The sequence below is a fragment of the Vibrio sp. YMD68 genome, assembly GCF_029958905.1.
Taxonomy (GTDB): Bacteria; Pseudomonadota; Gammaproteobacteria; order Enterobacterales; family Vibrionaceae; genus Vibrio.
Genome location: NZ_CP124613.1, coordinates 545,417 through 571,808 on the forward strand (window position 1 = coordinate 545,417; position 26,392 = coordinate 571,808).

At 42.3% G+C, this 26,392-nt stretch carries 19 protein-coding genes and 1 pseudogene; 9 read left to right on the forward strand and 11 right to left on the reverse strand.

Features of this window, described 5'->3' with window-relative positions; all coding sequences use genetic code 11:
- Positions 1 to 91 precede the first annotated feature (91 nt).
- The 8 genes and pseudogenes from QF117_RS02515 to QF117_RS02550 form a co-directional block, all read right to left on the reverse strand.
- Positions 92 to 1,849, reverse strand: a pseudogene (locus QF117_RS02515) (cellulose-binding domain-containing protein); the annotation flags it as partial.
- Between the two features lie 520 nt (positions 1,850 to 2,369).
- Positions 2,370 to 2,873, reverse strand: coding sequence for a cupredoxin family protein (locus QF117_RS02520; protein WP_282385980.1), 504 nt, complete (start codon positions 2,871 to 2,873; stop codon positions 2,370 to 2,372).
- A gap of 67 nt (positions 2,874 to 2,940) precedes the next feature.
- A complete protein-coding gene (locus QF117_RS02525) occupies positions 2,941 to 6,069 on the reverse strand; it encodes an efflux RND transporter permease subunit (protein ID WP_282385981.1) in 3,129 nt (1,042 codons plus the stop codon).
- Positions 6,066 to 7,817: an efflux RND transporter periplasmic adaptor subunit gene (locus tag QF117_RS02530; protein ID WP_282385982.1), complete on the reverse strand. Its 1,752-nt coding sequence runs from the start codon at positions 7,815 to 7,817 to the stop codon at positions 6,066 to 6,068. The genes QF117_RS02525 and QF117_RS02530 overlap by 4 nt, the downstream gene beginning before the upstream one ends.
- Position 7,818: 1 nt before the next feature.
- Positions 7,819 to 9,156, reverse strand: coding sequence for a TolC family protein (locus tag QF117_RS02535; RefSeq protein WP_282386128.1), 1,338 nt, complete (start codon positions 9,154 to 9,156; stop codon positions 7,819 to 7,821).
- Between the two features lie 188 nt (positions 9,157 to 9,344).
- Complete coding sequence (locus QF117_RS02540) at positions 9,345 to 9,833, reverse strand: hypothetical protein (RefSeq protein WP_282385983.1); 489 nt, start codon at positions 9,831 to 9,833, stop codon at positions 9,345 to 9,347.
- Between the two features lie 245 nt (positions 9,834 to 10,078).
- Positions 10,079 to 10,861 carry a DUF4198 domain-containing protein gene (locus QF117_RS02545; RefSeq protein ID WP_282385984.1) on the reverse strand — a complete coding sequence of 261 codons (783 nt, stop codon included), beginning with the start codon at positions 10,859 to 10,861 and terminating at the stop codon, positions 10,079 to 10,081.
- Between the two features lie 26 nt (positions 10,862 to 10,887).
- The gene (locus tag QF117_RS02550; protein ID WP_282385985.1) at positions 10,888 to 11,199 is read right to left on the reverse strand and encodes a hypothetical protein; all 312 of its coding nucleotides are present in this window, start codon (positions 11,197 to 11,199) and stop codon (positions 10,888 to 10,890) included.
- A 241-nt stretch (positions 11,200 to 11,440) separates the two neighbouring features.
- On the opposite strand from QF117_RS02550, the gene QF117_RS02555 reads away from it, so the two are divergent.
- From QF117_RS02555 to QF117_RS02575, 5 genes are all read left to right on the forward strand, one after another.
- Positions 11,441 to 11,674, forward strand: coding sequence for a FeoA family protein (locus QF117_RS02555; protein ID WP_282385986.1), 234 nt, complete (start codon positions 11,441 to 11,443; stop codon positions 11,672 to 11,674).
- Positions 11,675 to 11,696: 22 nt separating this feature from the next.
- Positions 11,697 to 14,198, forward strand: a complete 2,502-nt coding sequence (gene feoB / locus QF117_RS02560) for a ferrous iron transport protein B (RefSeq protein WP_282385988.1) — start codon at positions 11,697 to 11,699, stop codon at positions 14,196 to 14,198.
- Positions 14,199 to 14,203: 5 nt separating this feature from the next.
- The gene (locus QF117_RS02565) at positions 14,204 to 14,359 is read left to right on the forward strand and encodes a FeoB-associated Cys-rich membrane protein (RefSeq protein WP_282385989.1); all 156 of its coding nucleotides are present in this window, start codon (positions 14,204 to 14,206) and stop codon (positions 14,357 to 14,359) included.
- A gap of 401 nt (positions 14,360 to 14,760) precedes the next feature.
- Complete coding sequence (locus QF117_RS02570) at positions 14,761 to 15,747, forward strand: hypothetical protein (RefSeq protein ID WP_282385990.1); 987 nt, start codon at positions 14,761 to 14,763, stop codon at positions 15,745 to 15,747.
- Between the two features lie 433 nt (positions 15,748 to 16,180).
- Positions 16,181 to 16,957: an SDR family oxidoreductase gene (locus QF117_RS02575; RefSeq protein ID WP_282385991.1), complete on the forward strand. Its 777-nt coding sequence runs from the start codon at positions 16,181 to 16,183 to the stop codon at positions 16,955 to 16,957.
- 142 nt (positions 16,958 to 17,099) lie between these two features.
- On the opposite strand, the gene QF117_RS02580 is transcribed toward QF117_RS02575, so the two are convergent.
- A complete protein-coding gene (locus QF117_RS02580; RefSeq protein WP_282385992.1) occupies positions 17,100 to 17,477 on the reverse strand; it encodes a MerR family transcriptional regulator in 378 nt (125 codons plus the stop codon).
- Between the two features lie 138 nt (positions 17,478 to 17,615).
- On the opposite strand from QF117_RS02580, the gene QF117_RS02585 reads away from it, so the two are divergent.
- The 4 genes from QF117_RS02585 to QF117_RS02600 all read left to right on the forward strand — a co-directional run bounded on the left by QF117_RS02585 (position 17,616) and on the right by QF117_RS02600 (position 21,777).
- Positions 17,616 to 17,993, forward strand: a complete 378-nt coding sequence (locus tag QF117_RS02585; RefSeq protein WP_282385993.1) for a hypothetical protein — start codon at positions 17,616 to 17,618, stop codon at positions 17,991 to 17,993.
- A gap of 889 nt (positions 17,994 to 18,882) precedes the next feature.
- Complete coding sequence (locus tag QF117_RS02590; protein ID WP_282385995.1) at positions 18,883 to 20,157, forward strand: hypothetical protein; 1,275 nt, start codon at positions 18,883 to 18,885, stop codon at positions 20,155 to 20,157.
- A gap of 476 nt (positions 20,158 to 20,633) precedes the next feature.
- Positions 20,634 to 20,834: a hypothetical protein gene (locus tag QF117_RS02595; protein WP_282385997.1), complete on the forward strand. Its 201-nt coding sequence runs from the start codon at positions 20,634 to 20,636 to the stop codon at positions 20,832 to 20,834.
- 7 nt (positions 20,835 to 20,841) lie between these two features.
- The gene (locus QF117_RS02600) at positions 20,842 to 21,777 is read left to right on the forward strand and encodes a putative phage abortive infection protein (RefSeq protein WP_282385998.1); all 936 of its coding nucleotides are present in this window, start codon (positions 20,842 to 20,844) and stop codon (positions 21,775 to 21,777) included.
- A gap of 982 nt (positions 21,778 to 22,759) precedes the next feature.
- On the opposite strand, the gene QF117_RS02605 is transcribed toward QF117_RS02600, so the two are convergent.
- Positions 22,760 to 24,796 (reverse strand): DUF262 domain-containing HNH endonuclease family protein, encoded by a 2,037-nt coding sequence (locus QF117_RS02605; RefSeq protein WP_282385999.1) that lies wholly within the window; start codon positions 24,794 to 24,796, stop codon positions 22,760 to 22,762.
- Complete coding sequence (locus QF117_RS02610; protein WP_282386000.1) at positions 24,789 to 26,219, reverse strand: DUF262 domain-containing protein; 1,431 nt, start codon at positions 26,217 to 26,219, stop codon at positions 24,789 to 24,791. Before QF117_RS02610 ends, QF117_RS02605 begins: the two co-directional genes overlap by 8 nt.
- Positions 26,220 to 26,392 lie beyond the last annotated feature (173 nt).

Genomic DNA, 26,392 nt, shown 5'->3' on the forward strand with positions numbered 1-26,392 from the left:
TACTGTTAAACCGTTCTAAGCCTTACCCACTCTAGTCTGAGCCTAAATTTTCATACCTCTCTTATTTTTCATAATAAATGTCACCCCACACCAATTGACCACAGCTTGCTGTCATTGGGTAGTTTACCGGTGCACCGTATCTCACTTCAGACCAGTTATTCTCATCACAAGCGTTGTAACGAATAGTCTCTTGCATACTTTGAGAAAGGAACGCGGCAATGGCGACTTTTGCATACATTTTGTTGGTTGCTTCGTCTGCTGTGTCATCGATTAACCAGAACGTATTGCCTGCAACGCCAACATTGTGCATTGAGTTTAATCCCGCTAAGAAGTCGGCCCATTTATACACTGTAGAAGGTACCCACTGTGACTGCGCAGTTTCAAAGAGGAACGCTTGATTGTTCATTGCTGATTCGGCGCTAGCAAGATCAGTGTTGAGAGAGGTAAGGCGTGTTAATGGGCCATTTGCCACATTCTCACCAACATAATAAAGCGGTACCGTCGCGCCTTGATAGCGTGCAATTTTATCGCTTAAATCGGCGCTATCAGTATCGAATAATACAGCGAAGACATTGCTGCTTGCCGCTTTACGTATTTTGCTCTCGCCTGACGTATTACCCATGAAGTAACTGGCAGCCTGCTCGGTTGAAATTGATGATAGAAGTGCAGGTGTTTGAATATGGTCACTCACTTGCTTTACATATTCCAGAGCGTAATGCCATTGCTCATCGCTTAATGCAGGAGAAGCACTTGATTTAGTAAAAGCGATGAAATCAGCTTTGGTCAGTGAATCGGCTTTATAAAGCTCAAAGCTAGAAAGCAGATCCGATGTTGATGAAGACGCAGCATTCCAAACGGCACGTTTACCTGAATGGGTATTGTAAGCGAAATCGCCGATGCTTAACGACCAACCGAACGTGGCTTGGGGTGCCAACGTTGAGATAACGAGATTGTGTGCTTGAGCCCAACCTTGTACGTCATCAGTTAGTGCGTTGATTTCGTTGATGTCAATTTGGCTGCCAGTGGCGTCGATGGCGGCAATTAAAGCTTGTTTGACGGCAACAACACCAAGAGATTGTCCTTTGTCTGCTGTGGCCACATCTAGTACATCACCATTTAAGATGATAGAGGTTGAGCCTAACAAATCAACGGTATCAATCAGTGCAATAAAGGCATTGGTTAGTTTAGTGGTGTCAGCTAAGTCTTGGCTACCCAGCGTATCAATCGCTTGTGTAGCTGGCGCATCCAATGTGGCTGGGCCTGCTGCGACGAAGTGACTTGGCCAACCGCTGACTTCAAGTCTTACTGGATCCATAGGATTTGGCAGTGAAAGCAGCGGCGCAGTACCTGGAGGTGTGTTGTCACAGTTTACGTGCAATGCCCAGCTTCCGTCACTTCCTGGCGTAGATGATGTCCACCAATTGGCAGCATAGGCAATGTTTTCATTAACCATGATGTCGCCGGCTGAAGCGTGATCGCTGCGGGTCCAATTTGGGTAAACGTTGAATTCTGCACAAATACCAACGGCTGGGCCCGGATCGGGAGTTGGATCCGGCGTTGGATCCGGTGTCGGATCTGGGTCAGGAGTGGGCTCAGGATCGGGTGTAGGGTCAGGGTCTGGCGTTGTACCACTGATCAGTTTCCACGGAGAATCCCACTCGTTTGCATAGTTGTCTGTTGGACTTTGTCCTGCGTTCGTCCACCATTTGGCTTCGTAGGTTTGTCCGTCTATCGTTACTTGAGCACCACCAGAATACGTTTTAGTGACATCGTATGGTTCAGCTGCGTATAAGTGACCACTCAGCGCGATACACGCTAAGGTAGCCGCTATCTTGTTCATCCTAAACATAAATATTCCTTTCAGTTTGTTTCATTCTTATGTCTGTTTCACGTAAATTTTGTTGTAGGTCGTGATCAATGTAAGAAAATAATCACTTAAAAATAAGTTAGCAGTTGCGAACACAGCTATTGCATATTTTGCGGATAAACACCCTTATATGCGGCTGACGTCACTCAGATTTGAAAGATTTTCTCTAAGTTCTTAATAGTTGTGAAATAACTGTTAAATTGGTTCAATTTTCGTCACGGGGTTTGGAATGGAAAAACGCTTGGTTTGACATCACTATTATGAAATTCAGGGTGAATTTTAATGGCAAGTATATGAGAGTAAATGCAAAAAGTAGGCTATCCTGAACGCTTACTCACGTTATGGATGACGTTATGATCAAGCCACCAAAGGTTGTTTCACTGCTTGTAAAAATATGACCCCGTATACGGAAAAGCCTCCGAGTTGAGGAGGCTAAATTCAGTGGGCAACGACAGCTTTCGCTTTTGGCTATGTTTATATCTATGGTGCGTTGAATTTGAGATTAGAGTGTGATTTTTTTAACCATGCCCGCTTCTGCGTGGCCTGGAATATTACAGGCAAACTCTACCTTGTTGTCACCGTGGAAATGCCATAACAGTTGTTTTGCTTTGCCCGGTTTAACGGTGACCGCATTGTCTGAATCGTGATCATGACTGCCCATGGATTTCATCATCTCACGGTGTTCAAGCTGTTCGCTTGCCGATCCGATGGTAAATTCATGGTCGATTTTACCGGTATTCAACACAACAAACTGAACAACGTCATTAGGCTCAATAGTGATGTCTTTTTTAAATTGAATCGTCATATCGTCTGCCAGTAAAACATGAACGACTTTATCTGGTTTTGCACCTTGAGCGGGCATCCCAACCGCTGACATTCCTTCCATCATCATATTACTGTGATCCATCGTGCCATGGTCCATCTTACTGTGGTCCATCGTCTCGGCCAATACGGTTGGTGTGTTCAATAACAGTGATATGGCTACTAGGCTCAGTGTTGTTTTCATTTTAATGTCCTTTCATATAGGTCGCTTAGCCAGTATGACTAAGCGAGTGTGTGGGAGTGAATATTGATTAGGTGTTGTCACTGATTTCACGACGTTTCCACAACATGAAAACAGCAGGAAGAACCAGTAATGTCAGTAAGAGTGCAGACGTCATACCGCCGATCATTGGCGCCGCGATACGCTGCATCACTGAGGATCCCGTGCCTGCCCCATACATGATGGGAATAAGACCAATGATCACGGTTAATACGGTCATCATGACTGGGCGAACTCTTAATCCAGCGCCTTCTCGAATAGCGTCAAGCAGGTCATTCATCGACAGGGATTGGTTATTTTCTTTTGCGTCTAACTTTTTGTAATGCCACGCTTGATTGAGGTACACCAACATGATCACACCAATTTCAACCGCGACCCCGGCCAACGCAATGAAGCCAACGCCAACACCGATAGAGAAGTTAAACCCAAGCTGGTACATGAGCCAAATGCCTCCTACCATCGCGAGAGGCAGCGTCCCCATGATGATCAACACTTCACCTATGCGTCGGAAACTCAAATACAGCAACAACATAATGATGGCGAGAGTCACAGGCACGACGACACTTAAGCGCTCTTTCGCACGCTCCATGTATTCGTATTGACCAGACCACGCAAGCGAGTAACCGGTGGGTAAATCTAACTGCGCGGCAACCACTTGTTTCGCTTCCTGGACATAGGATCCTAAGTCTCGCCCCTCTATATCAACGAATACCCAACCATTCGGGCGAGCGTTTTCGGTCTTGATCATCGGAGGACCATCTTCATAGCGAATGTCAGCGACATCAGCAAGCGCGATACGAGCCCCATTCGGTGTCACTAAAGGGAGGCTTTGCAATTTGACGACGGAGTTTCGATAGTCTTGAGGATAACGAACGTTAATCGGGTAACGCTCCAAACCTTCCACTGTTTCACCGACATTCATTCCTCCTACCGCTGTAGAGATGACTTGCTGAATGTCTTTGATGTTGAGGCCGTATCGTGCTGCGGCTTTTCGTTTGATATCGATGGTGACATAACGTCCGCCAGCAACACGCTCTGCATACACCGAAGCCGTGCCGCTGATTTGATTTAAGATTGGCTCTAGTTCTAAGCCTATTTGTTCAATGACCTTGAGATCTGAGCCTGCGATTTTAATGCCTATCGGGGTCTTAATACCGGTCGCTAGCATGTCAATTCTGGTCTTTATGGGCATAACCCAAGCATTGGTTAAACCGGGGAAATTGATCAGATCATTGAATTCTTTACGCAGCGACTCTGGTGTGACTCCTTCACGCCATTGATCGCGAGGAATAAACTGAATCGTGGTTTCAATCATGGTCAGCGGCGCGGGGTCGGTCGCGGTGTCTGCTCTTCCCACTTTTCCCCAAACCGTTTTCACCTCGGGTACGGTTTTGATCAGTTTGTTCGTTTGTTGCAGAAGCTCTCGTGCCTTACCTATGGATATACCGGGATAAGTTGTCGGCATATACATTAGATCGCCTTCATCAAGTGGGGGAATAAACTCACTCCCGATTTTGCTGAGCGGATAATACGCCGAGCCCATCAGCGCAATAGCAATAACGATCATCGTTTTTGGATAAGTCAGACTGACAGTTAAAAGCGGGCGATACAATGCCACTAAGGAACGGTTGACCGGGTTTTTATGCTCGGGAAGGATATTACCTCGAATAAAGTAACCCATTAATACCGGTACCAATGTAATCGCTAGCCCTGCGGAAGCTGCCATAGCATACGTTTTGGTAAAGGCGAGGGGCGAGAACATTTTCCCTTCTTGTCCTTCAAGAGCAAAGACCGGAACGAAGCTCAATGTAATGATCAGTAACGAGAAAAACAGTGGAGCACCGACTTCTTCTGCGGCTTTACCAATCACTTGCCATCGATTCTTATCGGTTAAAGGGGTGCGCTCTATATGTTTATGCACATTCTCTATCATGACGATAGCGCCATCGACCATCGCGCCAATCGCTATGGCGATGCCCCCTAATGACATAATGTTGGCGTTGATACCTTGCCAATGCATGACAATAAAGGCAGAAAGGATTCCGACCGGTAAGCTCAGAGCGATAACCAACGAAGAACGTAGGTGAAATAAGAACAGGGCGCAGACAACCGCGACGACAATAAACTCTTCGGCAAGCTTGTGCCATAAGTTCTCGACAGCGTCATCGATCAGTGTCGAACGATCGTAGGTAGCAACAATTTCCACACCGTCAGGCAAGCTATTTTGTAGCTCCGTCAGCTTGGTTTTGACATCATCAATGACCTTGCTGGCATTCTCACCAAAGCGCATGACGATGACGCCACCTACAGCTTCACCTTCGCCATTAAACTCTGAAATACCACGGCGCATTTGCGGCCCAAGGTTAATGTCGGCGATGTCGCCTAGCAATAGGGGAGTGCCTTTGTCGGTCACTTTCAAAGGCAACGATTGAATGTCTTCTATGCTGGTGAGGTAACCTGAAGTGCGCACCATGTGTTCGGCCTCGGCCACTTCAATCACCGATGCGCCCGTCTCTTGGTTGCCATTTTGAATGGCCATGTTGACCTGTTGCAGAGTCAGATCATAGGCGCGTAGCTTAGCCGGGTCGATTTGAACTTGATACTGCTTCACCATGCCCCCGACGGTAGCGATTTCAGACACACCGGCGACGGTTTGCAATTCATATTTTAGAAACCAATCTTGAATACTGCGTAATTGAGCCAGATCGTGTTGTCCGGTTTTGTCTTGCAAGACATAGCTGTAGATCCAGCCAACCCCTGTCGCATCCGGCCCTAGAGTTGGTTTAGCACTCGATGGTAAGCTAGGTGCCACCTGGCTCAAATATTCCAAAACACGTGAGCGAGCCCAGTACATATCGGTGTCATCATTAAAAATGATATACACGTAAGAATCCCCAAAGAACGAGTAGCCACGCACGGTTTCAGCACCAGGCACCGCTAACATCGCCGTGGTCAGCGGATAAGTGACTTGGTCCTCCACAACTTGTGGTGCTTGTCCTGGGTAGCTGGTTTTAATGATCACCTGCACATCGGAAAGGTCGGGCAGCGCGTCAACGGGGGTATTTTTAACGCTGTATAACCCACCTAAGGTGAGCGCAACCGTTGCCACCAAAACGAGGAACCGGTTACTGATAGACCAGCGGATGATGGCATTGATCATTGTCGGCCTCCTTTGCTCTCTAGCGCTTTGAGCGCGTAATCTGAACCTTGTTTAATGACGAGAAACCGAACCGACTGCCCTTCAATAAACCCAGACAAGTCAACGCCTTCTTCTACAGAGAAATTCATTTCTCCCGCTTGCCATTGCCACGCTTCTACTGGCGTGTGTTTGAGTGTGACCATACCAAAATCAGGCATAAGCATCGTAATATCACCTTCTACCCAAACTTCATTGATGGTGATGGCGCTAGTAGTGTTCAAATCGATGATTTCATATTGACCTGACTCGTTTTTTTGCATTTCAAAATCAATCCCTTGGCCTACTTTTAAAGCGGACATATCAATCGTTTGAGCAAGGTTGAAATCCATGGTCATACCGGGCCAGTTCCACTCCGGTACGGGTTGATGATTGATGGTTAGCATGTTGTGGTCGGCCATGACATTGGTAATTTCTCCCGTTGTCCATACCGTCGGTTGCGTGGATTCAACGCCATTAATGCGAGATAAATCCGCAGATAAACTGGATTCTGAATCGAGCATAAAGTGTGCTGATGTCACGACGCGATCCTGTTCCGTTAATCCCGCTAACACTTCGATGCGGTCACCCGCTTCGCGTCCGGTGTCAATACGGGCAGATCGGTATTTCCCCTCGCCTAATGCAAGAACGATACGGCTCATTCCACCGGAACGAATGACTGACGAACGTGGAATCGTTAAAACGCTTTCATTGGTCACGGGCTGAAGGGCAATATTGGCAAACATGTTTGGTTTGAGTTCGCCGTTAGGGTTGGAAAACTTTAAACGCACGCGCAACGTTCGAGTTTTGGGATCGAGAATGGGGTACACATAGTCGATTTTGCCTTGCCAGGTTTTTCCAGAAATTGCATCTAGCGTCATCGTGGCATCACTGCCTGCAATCATCCATTCAGCCTGACGCTCAAACACTTCGGCATCGACCCATACTTCATCAATGGGCCCCGCGCTGATAACAGATTGCGCTGGAGAGATGTAACCACCTTCACGGATATTGAGGCTAGCGATGACACCGTGAGCGACCGCTTTGATGTCGATGGTTTGCGACGCTTTCCCACTGCTGACGATCTGTTTTATTTGCGCGCGATCAACGCCAAGAGAAATCAGACGTTCAGTAGCACCATTGACGAGCCCTCGACGCCCCGATTGGTATGCGCTCAGTAATTCTTCTTGCGCTTTAACAAGATCAGGAGAGTAAAACGTAAATAACACTTCCCCTTTATTAACGCGTTCTCCGACGGCATTGATATAGAGTTTTTCAACCCAACCCGCAGTACGTACGTTGGTTTGCCATAACAAACTTTCATCAAAAGCCACATAGCCGACGGTTTCAATGCGCGGCTCCAGTGGCTCCATTGTTGCGATCTCTGTCTTTACGCCAAGGTTATTTTCTACCGCTGAATCAATCGTTACGGTACCAGGCTTATCATTGTTTGCTGTGCCATCGTCGGCATAGACGGGGACTAAATCCATGCCCATCGGGGATTTTCCGGGCTTATCACGTTGATAATTGGGATCCATGGGCGCTACCCAATATAAAGGCTCATTGCTGCTTGTTGCGGTTGAGTCTGACATCACTTTGTCATTAGGATCGGTCTTACCATGAACCGCCATATCATGACCGTTTGAAACATGTGACTGCAAATACTGGCTGCCTGCATATCCAATGACGCCACCCACCAATAATGCTACTAGGGTTAGTTTTACGGTTTTCATATTAATGACTTCCTAATATTTTCTGTTGGTTTGCATGGTTTGCATGGTTTGCAAGTGGCTGGAGTTGTGGTTGTTCAACGGCATAATCAAATCCACCCAATAGATAGGCAAGATCACTATTGGTGATATTGATATCGGCGATTAAACGCCATTGCTCTAGTTCGAGCGCGAGTTCATCACGCGCGGCATTGATGACATCGTTAAACTGTGACGTATTATTTTGATAGCCTCGTTCGACGGCTTTTGTGCGGGATCTGGCGTGATTGAGTAAGGTGGATTGGTAACGCTCTAGACGCTGCTCAAGATTATTTTTGTCCACAAGCAGGGTGTTCACTTTGGCATTCATTTGCGCGAGCAAGACGTCTCTGTTTGACTTAGCCGCAACCACTTGATATTGAGCCGCAGCATGACTGCGATCTTGTCGATCTTCAGTAAATAGGGGGATATCCATGGTCAGGTAAGCACTGACTAAATCAGAGGCTGGCTCACCGCCCATACCATTGGCTTGTCGATATCCATACATGACTTCGACGCCAAATTTTGGTGAATACGCTTCTTCGGCAATCGCCACTTGGGTTTGATTGGTATGGATTTGAGCATCGGCCATTTTTACCATGGGGTGCGACATTAATAGGGGGTAATACTCGGCATGACTATTTGAGCTTAAAGACTGATTTAATAATGCCCAATCCAACTCAAGGGTAGCCGCTACATCCGAATTTTGACGCAACCACTGTGGTCCTAACCATTCCGATAATTGCGCCAGGATACGCTGTTGCATTTGTGTATTGGTGTGCAGTTTTTCATCGAATCGGCTGACTTGGAGTTGAGCATTGAGGAGATCTTGAGCGTCACTTTGACCAATGGAGTAATTGGTTTTAATAAAGTGTTCCATCTCACGCAGTAAGTTCTGGTTTTCTAAAAGAACGCGGTTGGCTTGTTGCAGGTAGCCAAGTTCTAGCCAGAGCTTCGTCATGGTATTCGCGACTTCAAGCTCACGAGCGGTGACTTTAAGCGCGATACCATCGGCTTGTTGATTCGCTTTCTTTTGCTGTAACTCTAAGGTGGCTCCACGTCCAAATTCTTGCATTAAGCCGACAGATATATTTGTCATTGGATCCTCGTCGAAGCGAAAACTATCAACAGGCATGCCGCCTATCCCAAATTTCAGTTTTGGATCCATTAAGGTGGTGCTTGCAATACCGGTTTCACGCATCGATTGAGATTGAGCTGAGTATTGTTCTCGACTGGCATCTCGACTCAATGCTGCATTAATGAGCGTATAAAGCTGTGTAGTCGAGGCTGCAATATCTTCAATACGGTTATTTTCGTGAGCCAACGTTAATGTCGGCAATACCGCTACGCTTGTTGTAATGCAAAGGCCAAAGACTTTGGATAAACCAAAACCATTTAATTTTATATTCACAATCATTATCCATTGTGGGCGTTAAAAAACGCATAGACAGACCCCAAGATTTCAGGGTTCTCGTTACTCTGAACTAGGGAAAATAGTGGTGATCTATAAAATTAAAGGGAAGGCGGGCGAAGAAGCGTCTCTGATCGCGTCATTTTGTCACCAATATGGATGGACTGGTGCAACGCAAGAGTGGGTGAAAAAGTACTGAATAATAAACTACTGGAGAGCGGGTAAGAAAAACTTGAACAAAGTGACAGGCAACAAGTATGAGGGCCGTTATTGTTTTCGTCACAATGGTCATTTTGGGCTGAGGTTATTTCTTTATCGACGGCCGACTTTGAGTGATCTGGTGCGTGATGGTGACTCTCGTCATGACGTTTTTCACTGACCTCTTCAGCACCATGTAAACCTATCATGTCCATTTTAGCGAGTTTGTTGTGATTAACTTCTGAGGACGTGATGGTATGAGTAGGTTGCGAATTGCTCGTGACCATGACCGGCGAACTTGACACATAGCTAGACATCAATATTGCAACAATACTGAGTAACACAATGAATGTGTTTTTTATTGAGTGAGTCATAGCATACGAGTTTGTCATAGCAATGCACTTTAATCCTTACCCTTGGGGTAAGGTCAATGGGTTTTTGAAAAACTTCCGCTGCAGTAGCACTGCGAATGTGTCCAGTATCGTTAACCTGATTGGAATATGTGATTATCGCAACATTTGACCCTACGTGTTTTGCTATTTCTACCTAAAAATTAGCAACTGATAATTAGCCTCAAACAAACAAAGATGGCGAGAGGCCAGCTTTGTTTGTTTAAGCCATAATTCGTATTAACCAATTACAAGTCTTGAGCTTCAATCCAAAGAACCGCATCCTGAGAAAGCTCTTTGCCTTTGAACTCAATATCCGGACCAGACCCCAAACAAGCGAAGCCCCACTTACCCGCTTTAGGAATACCGAAAGTGAACATCCCGTTATCGTCAGTAATCGCTACGAGAGCAGATGCAGGAGCCTCGCGATAACTGCCTTTAAATGCGTTAGCCTTTGAGTCGATATCGGAGTTAATAAATTCAATTTCACACTCAACCCCCGATTTTGGCTTACCTTCAGAAAGAAGCTGCCCTGTAAAAGTACTGCCCGCGATAACTTGATATGGCTTGTTCTTAGGAACGATTTCTGTTTTCAGGCCAATTGGAACATCCCAACCCGTTGGCAGACCACCTTTGTTGATGTAACGCTTTGTGATCTGTTGGATATAAATGTCTTCACCACCTTCATAATATGGCGCAGGCACTAAACCAAAGATGTAATCTCCGTTACGCTTAGCTTTATAGTCAGCCTTGAAAGCGTCAGCCGTATTATCGTGACCAGTCCAGGTTATTTTTTTTAGTTCTTTTAGAAGATCCGTTTTCTTATCTTTGAACATTACGAAGAACTGTTCAGGCTGTCCCATGTTCATGACATGCCCATTGTCCATTGGGTGACCGAACACAAGTTTCATATCAAGAGTTGTCGGTTTTTCCAGCTGAGATGTTGGAGTGTACATCAACTGAAAATGTGCGTGAGACGCTGCAGAAAGAGTCAGTGCAGCAGCACCTGCAAGTAGTGCGATTTTTTTCATTTCTTTTTCCCTAAAATTAACAACAATTATTCAACGATATCTTTACCGCTGATCTCAATCGAATGACCCGGACCAGCATTAAATTGGACTTTGTAATCACCCAGTGGCTTGTTAAATTCAAACTCACCATCTTCATTTATTTCACTTTTAATTAGCTCCTTGTCTGAGGCATCCACAACCGTCATAGCGACCCCCGCTGCTGATGAACCATCTGAAAAGCCACCTTCACAAAGAACGGTTCCATCACTGTTGTCGTAACAGGAAAATAGAGGGGTATGGGCTAATACCTGACCGCTAAATAAAGCAGCGGCAATAAGAGGCATAATGAATTTATCCATGGTTGTTCCTTAATAGTAAATTGCTGGCTGTCACTCTATTCCATCGTATGAATGCTCAAGTACAGGCCCGAAGTGCGACCTATTCTAACTATTACCGATATGAATAAAAGTAGTTCTTATTATCATTTGTACTTATATTGATTGAGATCAATTTGTTGATAATAATTATCATTAGCGCTGTATTCTAACGGATGGGTCCGCTACTCTGATCAACAAATCTTAGGCTAATGATTTAAAGTAAATGAACATACAATTGTCAGAATTAAAACCTGGTGAAAAGGGGGTTATCCTTTCCCACCATGCGGAAGGTGTAGTGAGGCAACGCTTATTGGACCTAGGTTTGATACCAGAAATGGAATTAGAATTGGTACGTTATGCTCCTATGGGTGACCCACTAGAAATACGAGTAGGCTTAACAAACGTGGTGATCAGAGTTAAAGAAGCTGAAACTGTAATTGTTGACTGTTATAGATAAAAAACCTGTCAGAGTGTATTCGATGAACAAACAAAAAATCTTATTGGCAGGACAACAAAATGCTGGTAAGTCCACTATCTTTAACATGCTATCCGGCGCTCGCCAGCATGTTGCAAACTACCCCGGTGTCACCGTTGATAAAAAAACCGGCTATTTTTCCAACAAAAATGGCTCATATCAGCTGATTGATCTTCCCGGCACATATAGCCTAACCAGTTTTTCACTCGAGGAACGAGTGGCACGACGTGCGCTACGTGAAGAGCATGCTGATGTCATATTAAATATCATCGATGCCGCGAATATTCATCGCTCTCTCCATCTTACTCTGCAACTAATGGAGTTAGAGCTGCCTGTTGCCATTGCACTTAATATGATGGATGTTGCTGAGTCAGAAGGTCTGAGTATTGATTCGGCCAAACTCGCTAAAGAGCTTAACACGCCAGTCATAAAGTGCATCGGACGACAAGGTAAAGGGGTGTCTGAAATATCTGACGCAGTCACACATGTAACCAATAGCAATTTTACAATTCCCCACCCAAAACTTGAAGGTTCAATAACGGCTATCTCTGCCCTGTTAAAAAAAATGGAACTGAAAGAAGCTCCAGCTCTGCGCTGGCTATCAATGAGGTTGCTAGAACAAGATAGAGAGGCGATAGTATGGCTATCTGAAGCGATAGATGAAAGGTGCTTCGAATTACTTCAAAATACAATATCTGATGAGCGAGAAAAAATCGCAGACATGCTGACTGTGGGTATCAATGATTACGTTATCGCTCAAAGGCAACTTGTCGTGAAAGCGTTGCTTTCCACCTGCGTCCAGTTTACTCATAGAGATACTGATGAAAAGACTTTGACACAAAAGCTTGACCGTATCGTATTAAGTAAACTGGGGGCACCAATCTGCCTAATTTGTACGATATTTATTATTTATCAGTGTGCCATCGTTTACGGTTATGAGCTCACTAACTACTGGTGGCCTTACCTTGCCTCAATGAGAGAGCTGATTGCCGGATTACTTCCTGAAGCGGGGTTCCTGTATGACCCTTACGCTCGTTCTCTTGGCTTATGGCTCGTAGACTCTGCCAATACCCTTCTCAACTATATCCCTATCTTTCTAATATTATTTGCCATGATTGCGATACTGGAAGACTCTGGTTATATGGCACGCATCGCGTTTATCTGTGACAAAATGCTAAGTAAGTTTGGCTTGCACGGTCAAAGTACATTGCCTATGATTCTGGCCGGTGTTTTTGCTGGCGGTTGTGCGGTACCTGGTATTATGGCAACCAAAGGTATTCCTGACAACAGAGCCAGATTGGCGACGATTCTGACTGTTCCGTATATGAACTGCCTCGCTAAAGTACCTTTATATACTCTACTCTTAGGGCTATTTTTTGTAGAAAATAAATCTCTAATGACTTTCTACATCTCTACTATCTCTATTATTGCCGCGTTACTAGTTGCAAAACTACTGACAAAGACCGTACTTCGCCGTACTGAAACCGCCCCGTTTATTATGGAGCTACCAAGGTACAACCTACCAACCGTTCGTAGTGTGGTGACTCGTTCTCTTGAGCGTACATGGATGTATGTGCGTAAGGTAGGTACGATAGTATTGGCTGTATCCACCGTTATTTTTGTGCTTCTTCAATTCCCGGGAGTTCCAGAGCCTGAGAGGTTAGAGTTTCAGGCCCAGGCGGAACGTGCAGTTGTCACATTTGAAAAGAAAATTGCCAAGACAAGTTATGCAGGGAAGTTTGATGACACTTCTCTACCAGAGCTCGTTAACTTCTATACCGATTATAAGCGTGCAAAACTGAACGCTTCCGGTGCTGCTGGTTCAAAGAAAGTCAATCAGACATTTACTAATCGAAACGCAGCGTTCTTTACTATTGTCAGGCCAGCAAAGGGAGATAAAGAAGCTAAAACGGTCAACAAAGCACTGAGAAAACTGGCATCAACGCGTAAAATGCTTCGTCGCCAGATGAAAGAACGCAGATTGGAAGCCTCACTGCTGGGGAGTTTTGGCCGCTCTATTGAGCCTGTCACTAAGTATGCTGGTTTTGACTGGAAAGTGAATATTGCACTCTTCTCTTCCTTTGTTGCACGAGAAAGCAGCGTCGCAACATTGAGTGTGCTGTTTCAACAAGATGAAGATAGTAATAAAAAACTCGAAGAGCGTATGGCCGACTCAAACGAGCTGGCTGCCCATGGTGAAGTAATGGCGGTTGCACTGATTTTATTCTTTATTCTTTATCCTCCATGCCTTGCAACCGTGATGATGATTAAAGTACAAACTGGTAAGTATAAATGGATGTTACTGTCTATCGTTCTGCCCACCTTGATAGGTTTCACTGTCTCAACAATCGTCTACACATTGGGTACAAAGTTTAATATGAGTGGCATTGAACTAATGACACTTACTTACTTTAGCGGGCTAATACTCTTACTGCTCTTAGGCTTGAAAGATTGGATAAGGCTGAAAATGCTGCCCGCCGAAATCTTAATAAAAAACATAACGTGATGCCTATGTACGAGCAAACTATAAACTTTTGGGATATTGCCATCGTCGCTATCATCGTTGGAGGCGCGGCGTATTTCATTTACCGTAAAGTGTTTAAAAAGAAAAACGCTTGTGGTGGCGGTTGCGATTCGTGTCCCAGCTCATTAAAGAAAAACAACTAGATATTGTGGGAAACTTACCTAGATTTATAAAATGAATGGGGTCAGATCTTGCCTTTTGCCTTTTCAAAGAGAGTGGCCCAGTCATTAGCTAGGCCATGTTTGTTTAGTGAAGAAGATGAACACGTTACTATTCTAATTTTACTCGCTGGAAGCAAAACGCAAGACCTGACCCCATATGAACTTGTATGTACTTACGATTAAGTAGACATGCTAGCAACGATTGGTAGGGTTTGTATTAACCTCCGCAATACGTGTAACACCTGATTAACAACTAAGTTGTTGAATAATATCTAACAATCATAAATATGATCTAGATAACAGGCGCTCGCCATTTACTTGTGTACCTTGTTTTCTCCAATTCATGATGTTGGATTGAATTGCTTAGATCAAGGAGTACTAAGATGAAACCATGGAAAATGATACTGCCGTTATCGGGGCTGTTGCTCTTAGGGTGTACAAACAAACCCGTTGATATTGTTCCTATTGCTTATAACAACTCTCAAAGCGAAGCGTTGAATAAAGCTAACCAAACCTTTCTAACCCAGTCTTATAAACACGGCTTCGATACGGTAAAGAGCCCTCTTAAAGACTTTTCACAACAAGAAATTGAAGATGTAAAAACCTCGCTATCGCGCTCTTCTGGCGGCGGAGCGTCATTGTTTTTTGGCACCATGAATATATTGACCGGCAACTTTATCGGGGCTATCGATGTTGCGGGTGGAGCTGCCGCTGAGATGGCTCATAGTAATCATGTAGCCGCTCATTCCCAATGGGTTGTTGCTTTAAACGCTAAAGAATTTAGTGATGGTTTAGAAGCCAAACACCATGCGAGCAATACCATTCAAATGACAGCGATAAAACTTCTTGAAGAAAAAGGGAATACGTTGACTAAAGTATTCCTCAGAGAAGAAGGAAAGGCTACCTTGACAGGTGCGAGGATAGCCCCAGAAACCGCTTACGTACTGAACGATAGCTTGCGACTGTTTGGTTTGTATGAATCAGAGTTTTACCATGATAAAGGGGAGTTTAAGTTAGGAAAAACAAATTTAGTACCCTACGAACAGCAATATGTTTCGGTACGAGATTCCAAAGTATTTGGAGGAGTAGCCAATTTCAAAAGCTTTATTGATGGTGATGTGATTGGTTATGAAGGGGTTGATGGGTATGAGCAGTTTTTACTTGATTTGACCGGCCAATTACCTGAAGGTTATTTGCTTTATATACCTAGTTTTCCAAAAGCTATAGCGTTAAGTGTAGAAAGTATGGAAGATTGGTCATGTCGAAGCTGTAGACAGGGTAAGAGCTATATTCTTAATTCTCAGATCGTACCCGCGATTTATACTGAGGGAAGAAAGTTGGAGTTTATCGAGCCAGCTAATGATATTTAGTTAATGATGCTTTGCTCATCCTTTTAGGTTGTGAGCATTAAATGTGTCATCACTAGGGTGACTGCTTCGATTAAGGCAGTCACCCCTAGCCAAAAGCGTTCTCTAATAAAGATCTACAGGGTCAGGTTTTGCCTATTGTCTTTGATAAGGATGGTCTAGCTTTTTAGCTAGGCTATTTTTGTTTAGTGAATAAGATGAAGACGTTACTATTCCAATTTTACTCGTTGGAAGCAAAACGCAAGACTTGCGCCTTGTGTCTTTGCTTGTGCTTTTTTTGAACGAAATTCGTCAGCAGCCCTGGTGTAACGTTCTGATAAGATTATATAAATCCTACCAATAGCCTTATTGATTGTTTTTGAAAAAAGCCCCTTGACTCTCCCCTATAGGGGAGGCTTTAAAGTGTTAAAACATCAACAAAGCATAAGGGAAAAAGATGAAAACAGCATTTATCAGCGGCGCGACTTCAGGCATTGGTTTGGCACTTGCAAGACAATTGCACGAGCAAGGCTACAATTTAATTTTACATGGTCGTGATCAAAACAGGCTTAATAAATTGCAAGCCAGTTTAAATAGCGCCACGCTAACCATCAGTGCCGATTTGTCTACAAGCACAGGCCTAAAACACTTACTTACTGAGTTAAGCCAATATCCAGATGATATCGATGTCGCCATTAACAATGCTGGCTTTGGTTTGTATGGACAACATCTTAGCTTAAATGAAATGGAAGTTGACGCCATGCTCCATTTAAATATGGTCGCGGTTACCAAACTAAGTCGGTTCTTTGCCGAGCTCATGGTACGGCAAGGTCATGGTTATATTATGAATGTCGCCTCTACAGCAGCCTATCAGCCGCAGCCTTACATGGCCGCCTACGCCGCTAGTAAAGCTTACGTAGCGAGTTTAACTGAGTCTCTAGCGATTGAAATGAAAGAGCAAAACGTCACTGTCACCTGCCTATCACCAGGACGCACCGATACCGCCTTTTTTACCTTTGATGGACAAGATAGCTCGAAGTTAGGAAAAGGAACCTTTGCTGGTAAAAACCGCACTTCACCAGAGCAAGTTGCCACGTTGGGGTTAAAAGCGATGTTCAGCGGTAAACTTCGTGAAATCCCCTTATGTGAAAACAAATTCTACATCTTTCTTAATCGGGTTTTGCCTCGCACCATGGTGCTAAAGATATATCAGCAGGCGATGCGGAATATTTAACGTTGCCATCAGCAGCACTTATTGTTTAATCCGTGCCAAGCTAGGTTCATCGGTTGACAGAGTTTCCCTATCCAAAATGGTACTGGCGAGGGAATCTCCGCTTACCAGAAGCGACTCATAGTTTTCGGATAGATAATTCTGCTTATCCTGATAAGTTTTCTAACAAACAAGCGTTGTAATGCGCGACACTTTGCTCAAGCTGAGTTAACCCCTGTAGCTTTGCTTGTAGCTGCTCTTGATGTGCTAATAGGGTGACGCGTTTACTGTTAATTTTAGTCACCAATAAATCCATTGGAACCAGCCCTTGTTGAGTTTTGGCTTGTGCTATCTCTTTTAATTCTGCAAGGGTAAAGCCAAGTTGCTTGGCTTGCTTAATCATGGCTAAAACATCTAGGTAGCTTGTGTCGTAAATTCGATACTGGCCTTGCCTGATTGGGGTTTTAATTAAGCCTATGCTTTCATAATGTCGGATCGCCTTGATGCTTACCCCAGATTTCTTTGCTAGTTCACCGATATACATACCTACTTTCCCTTTGGTCCCAAATGCTATTGTTATCTTATCATATTCTGTGTTTTGTGGTGGCTCACTAATCAGTGGAAAACCACAGAATAAGGCCAGTGAATGTAATGCGGACTGATTTAAACTCGATTCTTAACAGTGAGTTACGGTTCAGTCCTGGATTTTATCTGTTGTTTAGGTGAGAAGGCGAGTAGCCCTCTAAGGAGCGAGTATGCTGGCCATTTCTACCAAGGTCGATACAAGGTCATATTGGTTGATAAAGAATTCCGTTTGCTTGAAATCGAGCGCTCTATTCTACTCATCCCCATTCGTGCTCATATGATTGACACCCTAGATGAGTGGAGCCGTTGGTATTGTGCAGTAGGAAAAAAGGGTGCACTGAATGGAAATGAAAAAGGCGAACCCAATGGTTCGCCTTTTGTTATTCCAGTTAGTTTCCAATTTAGTTATCGGTTTCCAACTCGGTTATCACAGTTTCCAACTTGGTTATCTGTGATCAAAACTGATCATAGATAACTAAGATGGAAACTCGCTACCTTTCTGTATCAATCGTTTGGAAATCACGTTAAGGATAACCAAGTTGGAAACTTTTGGTAATTTGGAAGTCTGGTTGAACTTCGTAGCGATAACCAAAACGGAAACTAGGAGGGTAGTAGTGATTAGTCTGTTTTAGCTTCCATACAGCGAACCGCCACTGTTTATATAGTTAAACATCATTGAGAAATGCCCTGCTAGAGCTTCTTTTTTTTGTGGCACTCTCTTTCAAAACTCTTATTCTGATGTTTTTTTTCGCAAACTAGCTTCTTAATCTGATACTTTTCCTTTTGGCTGAATTTAATCTGATGTTTTTCGCAAACTAGCTTCTTAATCTGATACTTTTCCCTTTGGCTGCATTTAATCTGATGTTTTTCGCAAACTAGCTTCTTAATCTGATACTTTTCCCTTTGGCTGCATTTAATCTGATGTTTTTCGCAAACTAGCTTCTTAATCTGATACTTTTCCCTTTGGCTGCATTTAATCTGATGTTTTTCGCAAACTAGCTTCTTAATCTGATACTTTTCCCTTTAGCTACATTTACTCTGATGTTTTTCACAAATTAGCCTATTAAACTGGTGTTTTTGCTAGTTCGGTTCATTAAGTGGTCACGAGATAATCGGAGGAGAATGTTTTTGGAACTCGATTCAGTTCGTTTTCAACTATCCCTAAAGTCGATGAAGTCAAGGCTGTAGACCATTATAAGTATAAAAAACAACTGAAAGTGAAGGTACGGATGAGCTGACACGTCGTTGGACAGAAGTGTATTAGTGATTTTGACAGAGCGTAGCTAACTATCAAATTTGTATTGTTATTTAGGTACTAGCTATAGGATAATTAAGAATAATCTTTGTAATTTACAGTTTCAATAATGTCACAAACAAAGCGCTATTTAGAATCACTTGAATACTCGGAAGCTGAGAGTGTTCCCAATGAAATTGAAGCATTACCTTTGGGCTTTACCGAGATTGATTTTGGCAAACTAAAGTTAGAAAGGATACTTTTTCGTCGCAAAAACTTTGATTCTAGTGAAGTCATTTCCCAAGTCGCCTCTGAACAGATTATTGCTATTACGTATAGAGTGGGCAAAGGGTTTTCTCAATCTTTGCTACATCTTGTAAAAAATGCTGCACCCAACTTAAATCTAAAAGTCGCCTTCAATTTCATTGACGGGTCAGGGAACAATCCTAATGCTCACTATGCACGTAAGGATATAAATAACTTGATCGGAGCTTTTAGAGCTCTCTTTGAAGATATCTATGAGTCCACTAGTATCGAAGTAATTGTGACTACTGATAACCATATAAAGCTTCTTCAGTTTGATGATAATCTGATGATTGGTTCAATGAACCTAAGTCAAACAGCAGACGGCCTTACTGAAGACAAATTACTAACAAAATTTGATGGTAGGACGCCTAGAGATAACTTTCGTAATCATGAGTTGATTTGCCACTTTACTGGCAACGCGCAAGGTGTAGCCGAACAAGTTTTTGAGCAACTTGCTGAAACCAAAGATGCAGTAACTCTACATCTAAAAAAATGTAATTATCAGAAACAGCTTTTTAAGACTTGTAGCAAACTGAAGCTTTCACCTTTAACGTCTGACGATACTATTGAAAACCACCAAGCTAAAGAGAAAGAAATAGAGAAAACTATCCGATCTGTGCTTGAAGAGGTAATGTCGGCCTTCTTGGTTGTAGAACTTGGCATTGTTTCAATTGATAAACTCAACTATTTTGATTACGACGACTTAGTAGATCTGCATTCGCTGATAGCTGATTATCCAGTAGAAGAACTTATCGACTTTATACAAGAATACGCGTGCTTTATTTCCAGCGACTTGCATGAAATTCCTTTCTTTTGTGAGAATGTTGAAGAACTGTGGCATGGTATCGTTGACCAACTCATCGACAGTGAACTAGATCTAGAACAATTGAAAAATAACATAATTGAACAACGTTACGACAACGACCTAGATGATGGTGAGGGTGAGCCTGTATTTGGGCAGAAATCTCAAGATATCTACCATGTGACATGTGCTGATTTACATCAAGAGTTAAAAGCTAATCTATCAGAGGTTATCGAATCTATCCCGACAATTGGCGATGAGATAGGTATGCTGATTTTTGAAAAAAGACTTTATTAATTCAACTAATACAGCATATTCTTCGAGGCGTTTTCACGATTTTAATTGTAGTAGCCTAGTTAAAGAACGACTTTGTTGTATCTGACAGGAAGCCCATTTGTGCAAGAGCCTCTGAATCTTTCACATCCGCTAGTAAGTTACGACTAATTTGTACAGTCGGTTAACCAATAGACTTCTTCAACTAACTTTCGGACAATTTCAATTTACGGCAATGGGCTGATTTCTAAACTATAGATAGCTTTTAGTATCCAAGATGTAATCAGGCACCACTGTTCACAGCGTCTGGGTAGTCCTAATACTCGAATTCTTTTTCTTTGAAAGTCCCAATTTTTTTACTTTCATCTTCTTCTTTTAATCTGGCGAAATATTAGAGTAGACCTATTTCATATGGCAGATTGTGACGGAAATCTCACACAGGAGGGATAAGTCGGGTGTAAGGTTGAGACCTAAATGTGACTAGAATAGGAACAATGGAAATGACGAAAAATTTTGAAGGTCAATATATAGATAAGTCTACAGGTAATACTTACGAAATTATAGCGAATGAAAAACAAGGTAGTGGGGTAATAGGTTTGACCTTTATCACTTCAACAGGGATGAGCGTATCGGCTATAACATTAGAAGATGGGTCACAAGGTATGATGCTTGAAGATGGAACTAATTTATCGCGTATATAAGGGTTCTATGTCTTCCATCAGCAAAATAAAAGGTTGGTTTAGTCCAGCTTTAGATTCTGAGAATGTCAAAGCCGATGTTGATAAGTCGATTAGGTTCGCTTCTGGATTTATTTCGTTAGTAGTGTGTTCTTATTTAGCATGGTTTTGGGGTTTTAATAAGCAAGCCTTATCTACAGATAGTTCTGTCTGGGGGGCATTCGGGGATTTTGTTGGAGGAATACTTAATCCAGTGATAGCTTACCTTGCGTTTTATTGGTTAACCCGCTCCGTAATAATCCAGAAAAAAGAATTATCTGAAACTCAGAAGGTGTTAGCGGAAACGGAGAAAGCAACAAAGGAGCAGGCTAAGACTTTAGAAAGACAGAGATTTGAAAGCTCATTTTACTCATTACTTGAGCAGATGAACTTAGTGAGTGTTGAACTCAAATCCATAGAGCAAAATGACACTAAAAAAAGGTCAAAGTTAAAAAGGCTTTATAATACAGTAATTAAAGCCTCTCAGCTAAAATCTCACGATAGTCCTTCATCTCAACAAGTGCCCAATTGCCATGAAGCTATGATGATAAATTCTGTCGAATGTAACCATTATTTTCGCATTATCTATCACCTATTGAAGTACATAGTAATGAATTTTGATGCTGAGAATAAACCAAAAGATTTTGATGAAGCCATAGAAAGGAGATTAACAGCGGAAGAAAAGTTCTACTCAAATATAGTTAGATCTTTCCTTGATAAAGAAACAACCCAATTGTTGGCATTCAATTGTATCTCTAATTCAGCAGACGAATTTTATAAATACAGATTACTGGTAGAACGGTATGCTCTATTAGAGCACTTCCATATAGAACAAGACTGGATGGTAAGCTTACAGGGATATTATAAGAGGAAAGCGTTCGGTAAACATTACTTGTTAGGGGAGCTATCTAAGGCAAATAATGAGTAGGAAAAAGAATTTTTGAGAGTTGATTGTATCGTTATATATGTTATTTCAAACTCCTTAATCTGTGCTGGCTCAGACTTAATCTGATACTTTTCCCTTTGGATGCATATAATCTGATGTTTTTCGAAAGTTAGCCTATTAATCTGGTGTTTTTGCTAGTTCGGTTCATTAAGTGGTCATGAAATGATCATAAGAAAAGAGTTTTGGATGCTGAATTAGTAGTAAGCCCCTCTAGACCAGAGACTAGCTGTCGCTAAGATGATTGACTAGCCTTACTGGAGCAGAGCATTAGTTAGATTTCGGGTCACCTAGTCACCTTCGAAGGTAGCCTTTTAATTGGAATTATGTTCGTAAAAACAACATTATGCAGACTCTGTGAACAATTGATTACGATCTGAATTGAACTGCCTCTTAATAGAACATTGGTTATTCGTAATCTTCTAGATCAACGTATTCAATTTTAGATAAGGATTACGTTCTACTGGATCTGATTCAAGATGCTTAGCTATGGAGTGAAATTAAACTGGCAACCGAACTTTTAACGCAACTATATTCAAAAATGTTGGTCAAGTGGCTGTTAACAAAGAACATCATGCTGAGAAAAGTAGATAAACTTGAATCAACTAACTTCCTTACATTAGAGATCAAAATCTGTAAACAAAAAAACGCCCCCATAAGTGAGGGCGTGATATCACCGAATTACCTTTTTGTATATACGCTTTTCGCAGTCGCTCTAACTTTAAACCTCTCCCGAAGTACCTACATTAATTCGGCGATAGAGCGGGTGGAAGGGCTTTTTCAATTCGACTAATCCTTCTCTTACCTAAGCCTATTGTAGCTAAAGTCCCGCTTGTAAACCATGATTGAGGCGAAGAATATTGAAATGACCATTTTCAGGTGAAGCTTCTACGATTAATTAACTCCTACTTGATAGCCTGTTTGTCTATCTAAAAGGAGTCAATTAAGTCTGTGACGATTCTCTACATCACTCATAGTTAAACTCCTTTTTCGAGTCGTCAACTAAGACTCTTAACATATCTTGTTCGTGTGCGGAAATTTGAGTTTCGCTCCACTCGTTAGCGTTATTCATTGCCTTAATCATTTCATACAGCTTAAGGGTATCAATGCTTTTATCTACGATAGCGGCTTTGAAATGATCACGTTTAGCAGTTGGTAGTAAGTTGCTCAATTTTGAATTTTTACTGTGGCTAATTAAACACAGATTACCAAAACGATGTAAATCATTACCAGGCAGGACGCGATGCCCATCAAGAGGGTGCTGTGGATAAAAGTGTTCTACAGAACTTCGAAAGGTAAACTCAAATTGGGAGATAACACTATCCATCGCATTTCGTATGCCATCACACCAAAGCAAATAATCGAGATAATTAAACACTAAGTTATTTTCAATCACGCCATAGTGTAGCTTTTTCATTGCTGGTTGGCTTGTCGAATCAAATTCAGAGTAGCCCTCATTTTTATAAATCATGTGGTAATAATCTGAGGGTTCCACACTTAAAAATCGACCATATACAAACTGGCGAGCTAGGTTTTCTAGTTTCTTCAAGTATAGGCGAGGAGTAACTCTGTCCATACTGAATAAATGGAATAGTGCGCCATTTAGCCAGTGCTTATAAACGAGTGTGGGTGTTGAAACGTGTAATGCACTTAACAACATTAAAACCTGACGGTTTATCCCTTCAAAACCATCTTCATCATCTTGCTCTTTGCTGTCATCAAAGGTATTGATATAGCTTTGGCTTTTAGCATTGTAAAAGTGTAGCTTCTTCAAACTCCACTTATCTTTGCCATCACTAAATTCGCGCTTAATGATGTATTGGTCAAATAGGTATTTACACTTGAGTAGTGCAAATGCAAAGTCTTTTACTGCGTTGATTTTGTTATTATTATCTTTTAAATAGGCATCAAACTGCTCTAACAAACGTTTGTCGTCTAACGCGATATCTTGCTCGGTTAAAACCCTCAAAACATGGAGCAAGAAGTTTGAAAAGTTAATCACGCTATTAAACCGCTCTGGTGTTAGCGTAATATCAGTACCAGAAGGCGACAGCGGTGGCTTGGCTAGTATGTCATTGAGCGAAAGCGATACGCTTTTAGTTTGCTCGTTTTGTTTTGTAGCTACATTTTCAATAATAGCAGCTAACTCAGCGTAGTTTGTTGGTGTAAATTGCCCCCAATCGTCTTTACCAAATATATTATGCCTCTCGTCTGGGCTAAAACCATACTGAACATAACGTTCCATATTGGCGGTTGCATCCCACACTTTACTGAGTAGAAGTACGTGCTGTGTTCTCTCATCTTGGTCTTCAATGTCATTTAACACCGACATTAACCTTGCTTTAACTACTTCGTGTTTTTCAAGTTGTTCACCACGATTGTTCATAACCTCAAAGTAATGGTTCAAATTAGTATCTTTAGGAACAAAAACACGTGCTATTTCTACTTTTTCGAAAAGGTAATTGCAGAATCCTTGAAGCTTATCACCTAAAGCTATCAACCCTTTCTCAAGAAGTGTGTAACCATTTACTACATCAAGGTTATAGTCATCGGTTTTCAAGTACTCTAAGGCCACACCCTGTATTAAGCTTGCAAAGGTATCTGACGATTTCTGACGGCTCTCAAAATTCAGGTTTGCCACGTCATACCAACTCATATCGACAACAGTTTTACTTGCGGAAGATAAGCGTTTAAGTGCAAAAATGAGTAAAGTGAGCGTGGTAAAACGTTGCTGACCATCAATCACTTCAAAGTTGCCATCCTTGCGCTCAAATACCACTAAAGTGCCAATATAATAGGATTGATTAGGTTTATTTTGTTGGTAGTCCAATACGTCTTGTATTAACTGGTTGATTTCACCCTCACCCCAAGCGTAGTTACGTTGGTACATAGGTACTAAATAATGGCTAGTATCACTTAATAGTGCTTTAACGTTATAGTTTTTAATTACTGTACTAGTGCTTTGATTACTGCGCTGCATTTGTGGCGTTTGCTTGTTACTCATAGTACTTCATTTCCTTAAACAGTTCGGTAATCTCAGCAAGTTTAGTTCCCTTACAATCTGTTGCCTTAAGTGTCATTAGCGGCCAACTTAAAACATCACTTGGCTGCACCGCTTGCTTGATGCGCTCGAACACATTTTGCGTGAGTGCATGTTTATCCATTCGCTCTATACCGACTACCTGCATTTGTAATCGGCAGCTATATGCCCAAATAAATAGCTTTTCTATGGCCTGTGAGAGTTCATGTGCACCAAACTTGTCTAAATAGAAAATCACCGCGCAATCAAACAGAGTACGAACATAACCATCACCCGTGCGGGTGCGAGAACCGTAGGTATTAAGAGTATGTAGAATCTGACAAGCTAAAGGCTCTAGGTCGTGATCTAATATGCGTATAGCTTGTTTTGAATCTATATTTTTCTCTTTTATTGAATAGTTACGCTCACCACTGACTATCTCAGTAATCTTATGTTGATAATGACTGGTCATTTCAAAAAATCGTCTGCCGTTGATAATCATCTGGTCAAGATGGAATGGAAAACTCATATGCTGATGGTCAATATAACGTTGGTACTGGCCGTTATACTCATCAACAAAATGGTGAGAAATACGAAGTGGCTCTACGTAAGGGTAAAGCCCAACCTGATCAAGGTTCACCCCTTTGAATAGACTCACTTGTGATTTATTAAAATACTGTGCCGATTTACCTTGTGCCCAGTTGCGAATACGAAACAAATAGTTGGCAAACAGCCGTGCTAATTGCTCGCTCTCCAAGCTTTCCCAATGGCTCACTGAGTCGGCCTTTAAATCCGCTTCACTTTGCGAAAACTCTCGCAAGTGAAAGGCTTTTAATAAATCGTGTGGGTCTAAATCTCTGCCTCTGGCATTTTGCGAATCAAAAAATTGAAACGCTTCAGATATATCCTCCAGAACAAAGGTAACTACTTCACAGCGGTTCAAAAGAAATTCAATATCTGCTTCAGTAAAATCACAGCGTGCCATCGCACGTTTTGCCGCCATAAAGTTTTGATGCAAATTTCGATGTGAAATATCACTATTGAAGGTTTGTCGTTTTAAAAACGCATTTACAGGTTCTTTAAGGGAGGTAAGTGTTTCTTTAACATCTTGGCGCTTTAAGCCTGCTAAGCGTTCTTCTAACAGGGCTTTTACCAGAAGCACCAGCGTTAGTGTGCGCTGCTGTCCATCAACAATATCAAGCTTTTCTGAGTATCCATCTGAGTGTTTGTGAAACACTACAGAACCCAAACGGTAAGCTGACTTTTTTCGATACACTTTTAAATCATTGAGTAAATCAGCCAAGTTTTCTTGCGACCACTTATAAGGTCGCTGGTAGGCAGGAATAGTTAATTGAGGTAAAGACAACAGCGTCTTTACCTGAGTAACTTGTTTGTCTAAATTGTCCATAGGCGTTATTCCTTACGCTTTACCAACGGTTAATCACATTGCATAAACAATCTAGATTGTTTTATATTCTGCGGCAGTTGACAGCTTGTGCAGTTAAGAGGGATTTGTTCGTTTCGCTCGATAACATGAAACTTCATTAATGATCCTATTAGTTATTTGTAAGTTTTTGGATA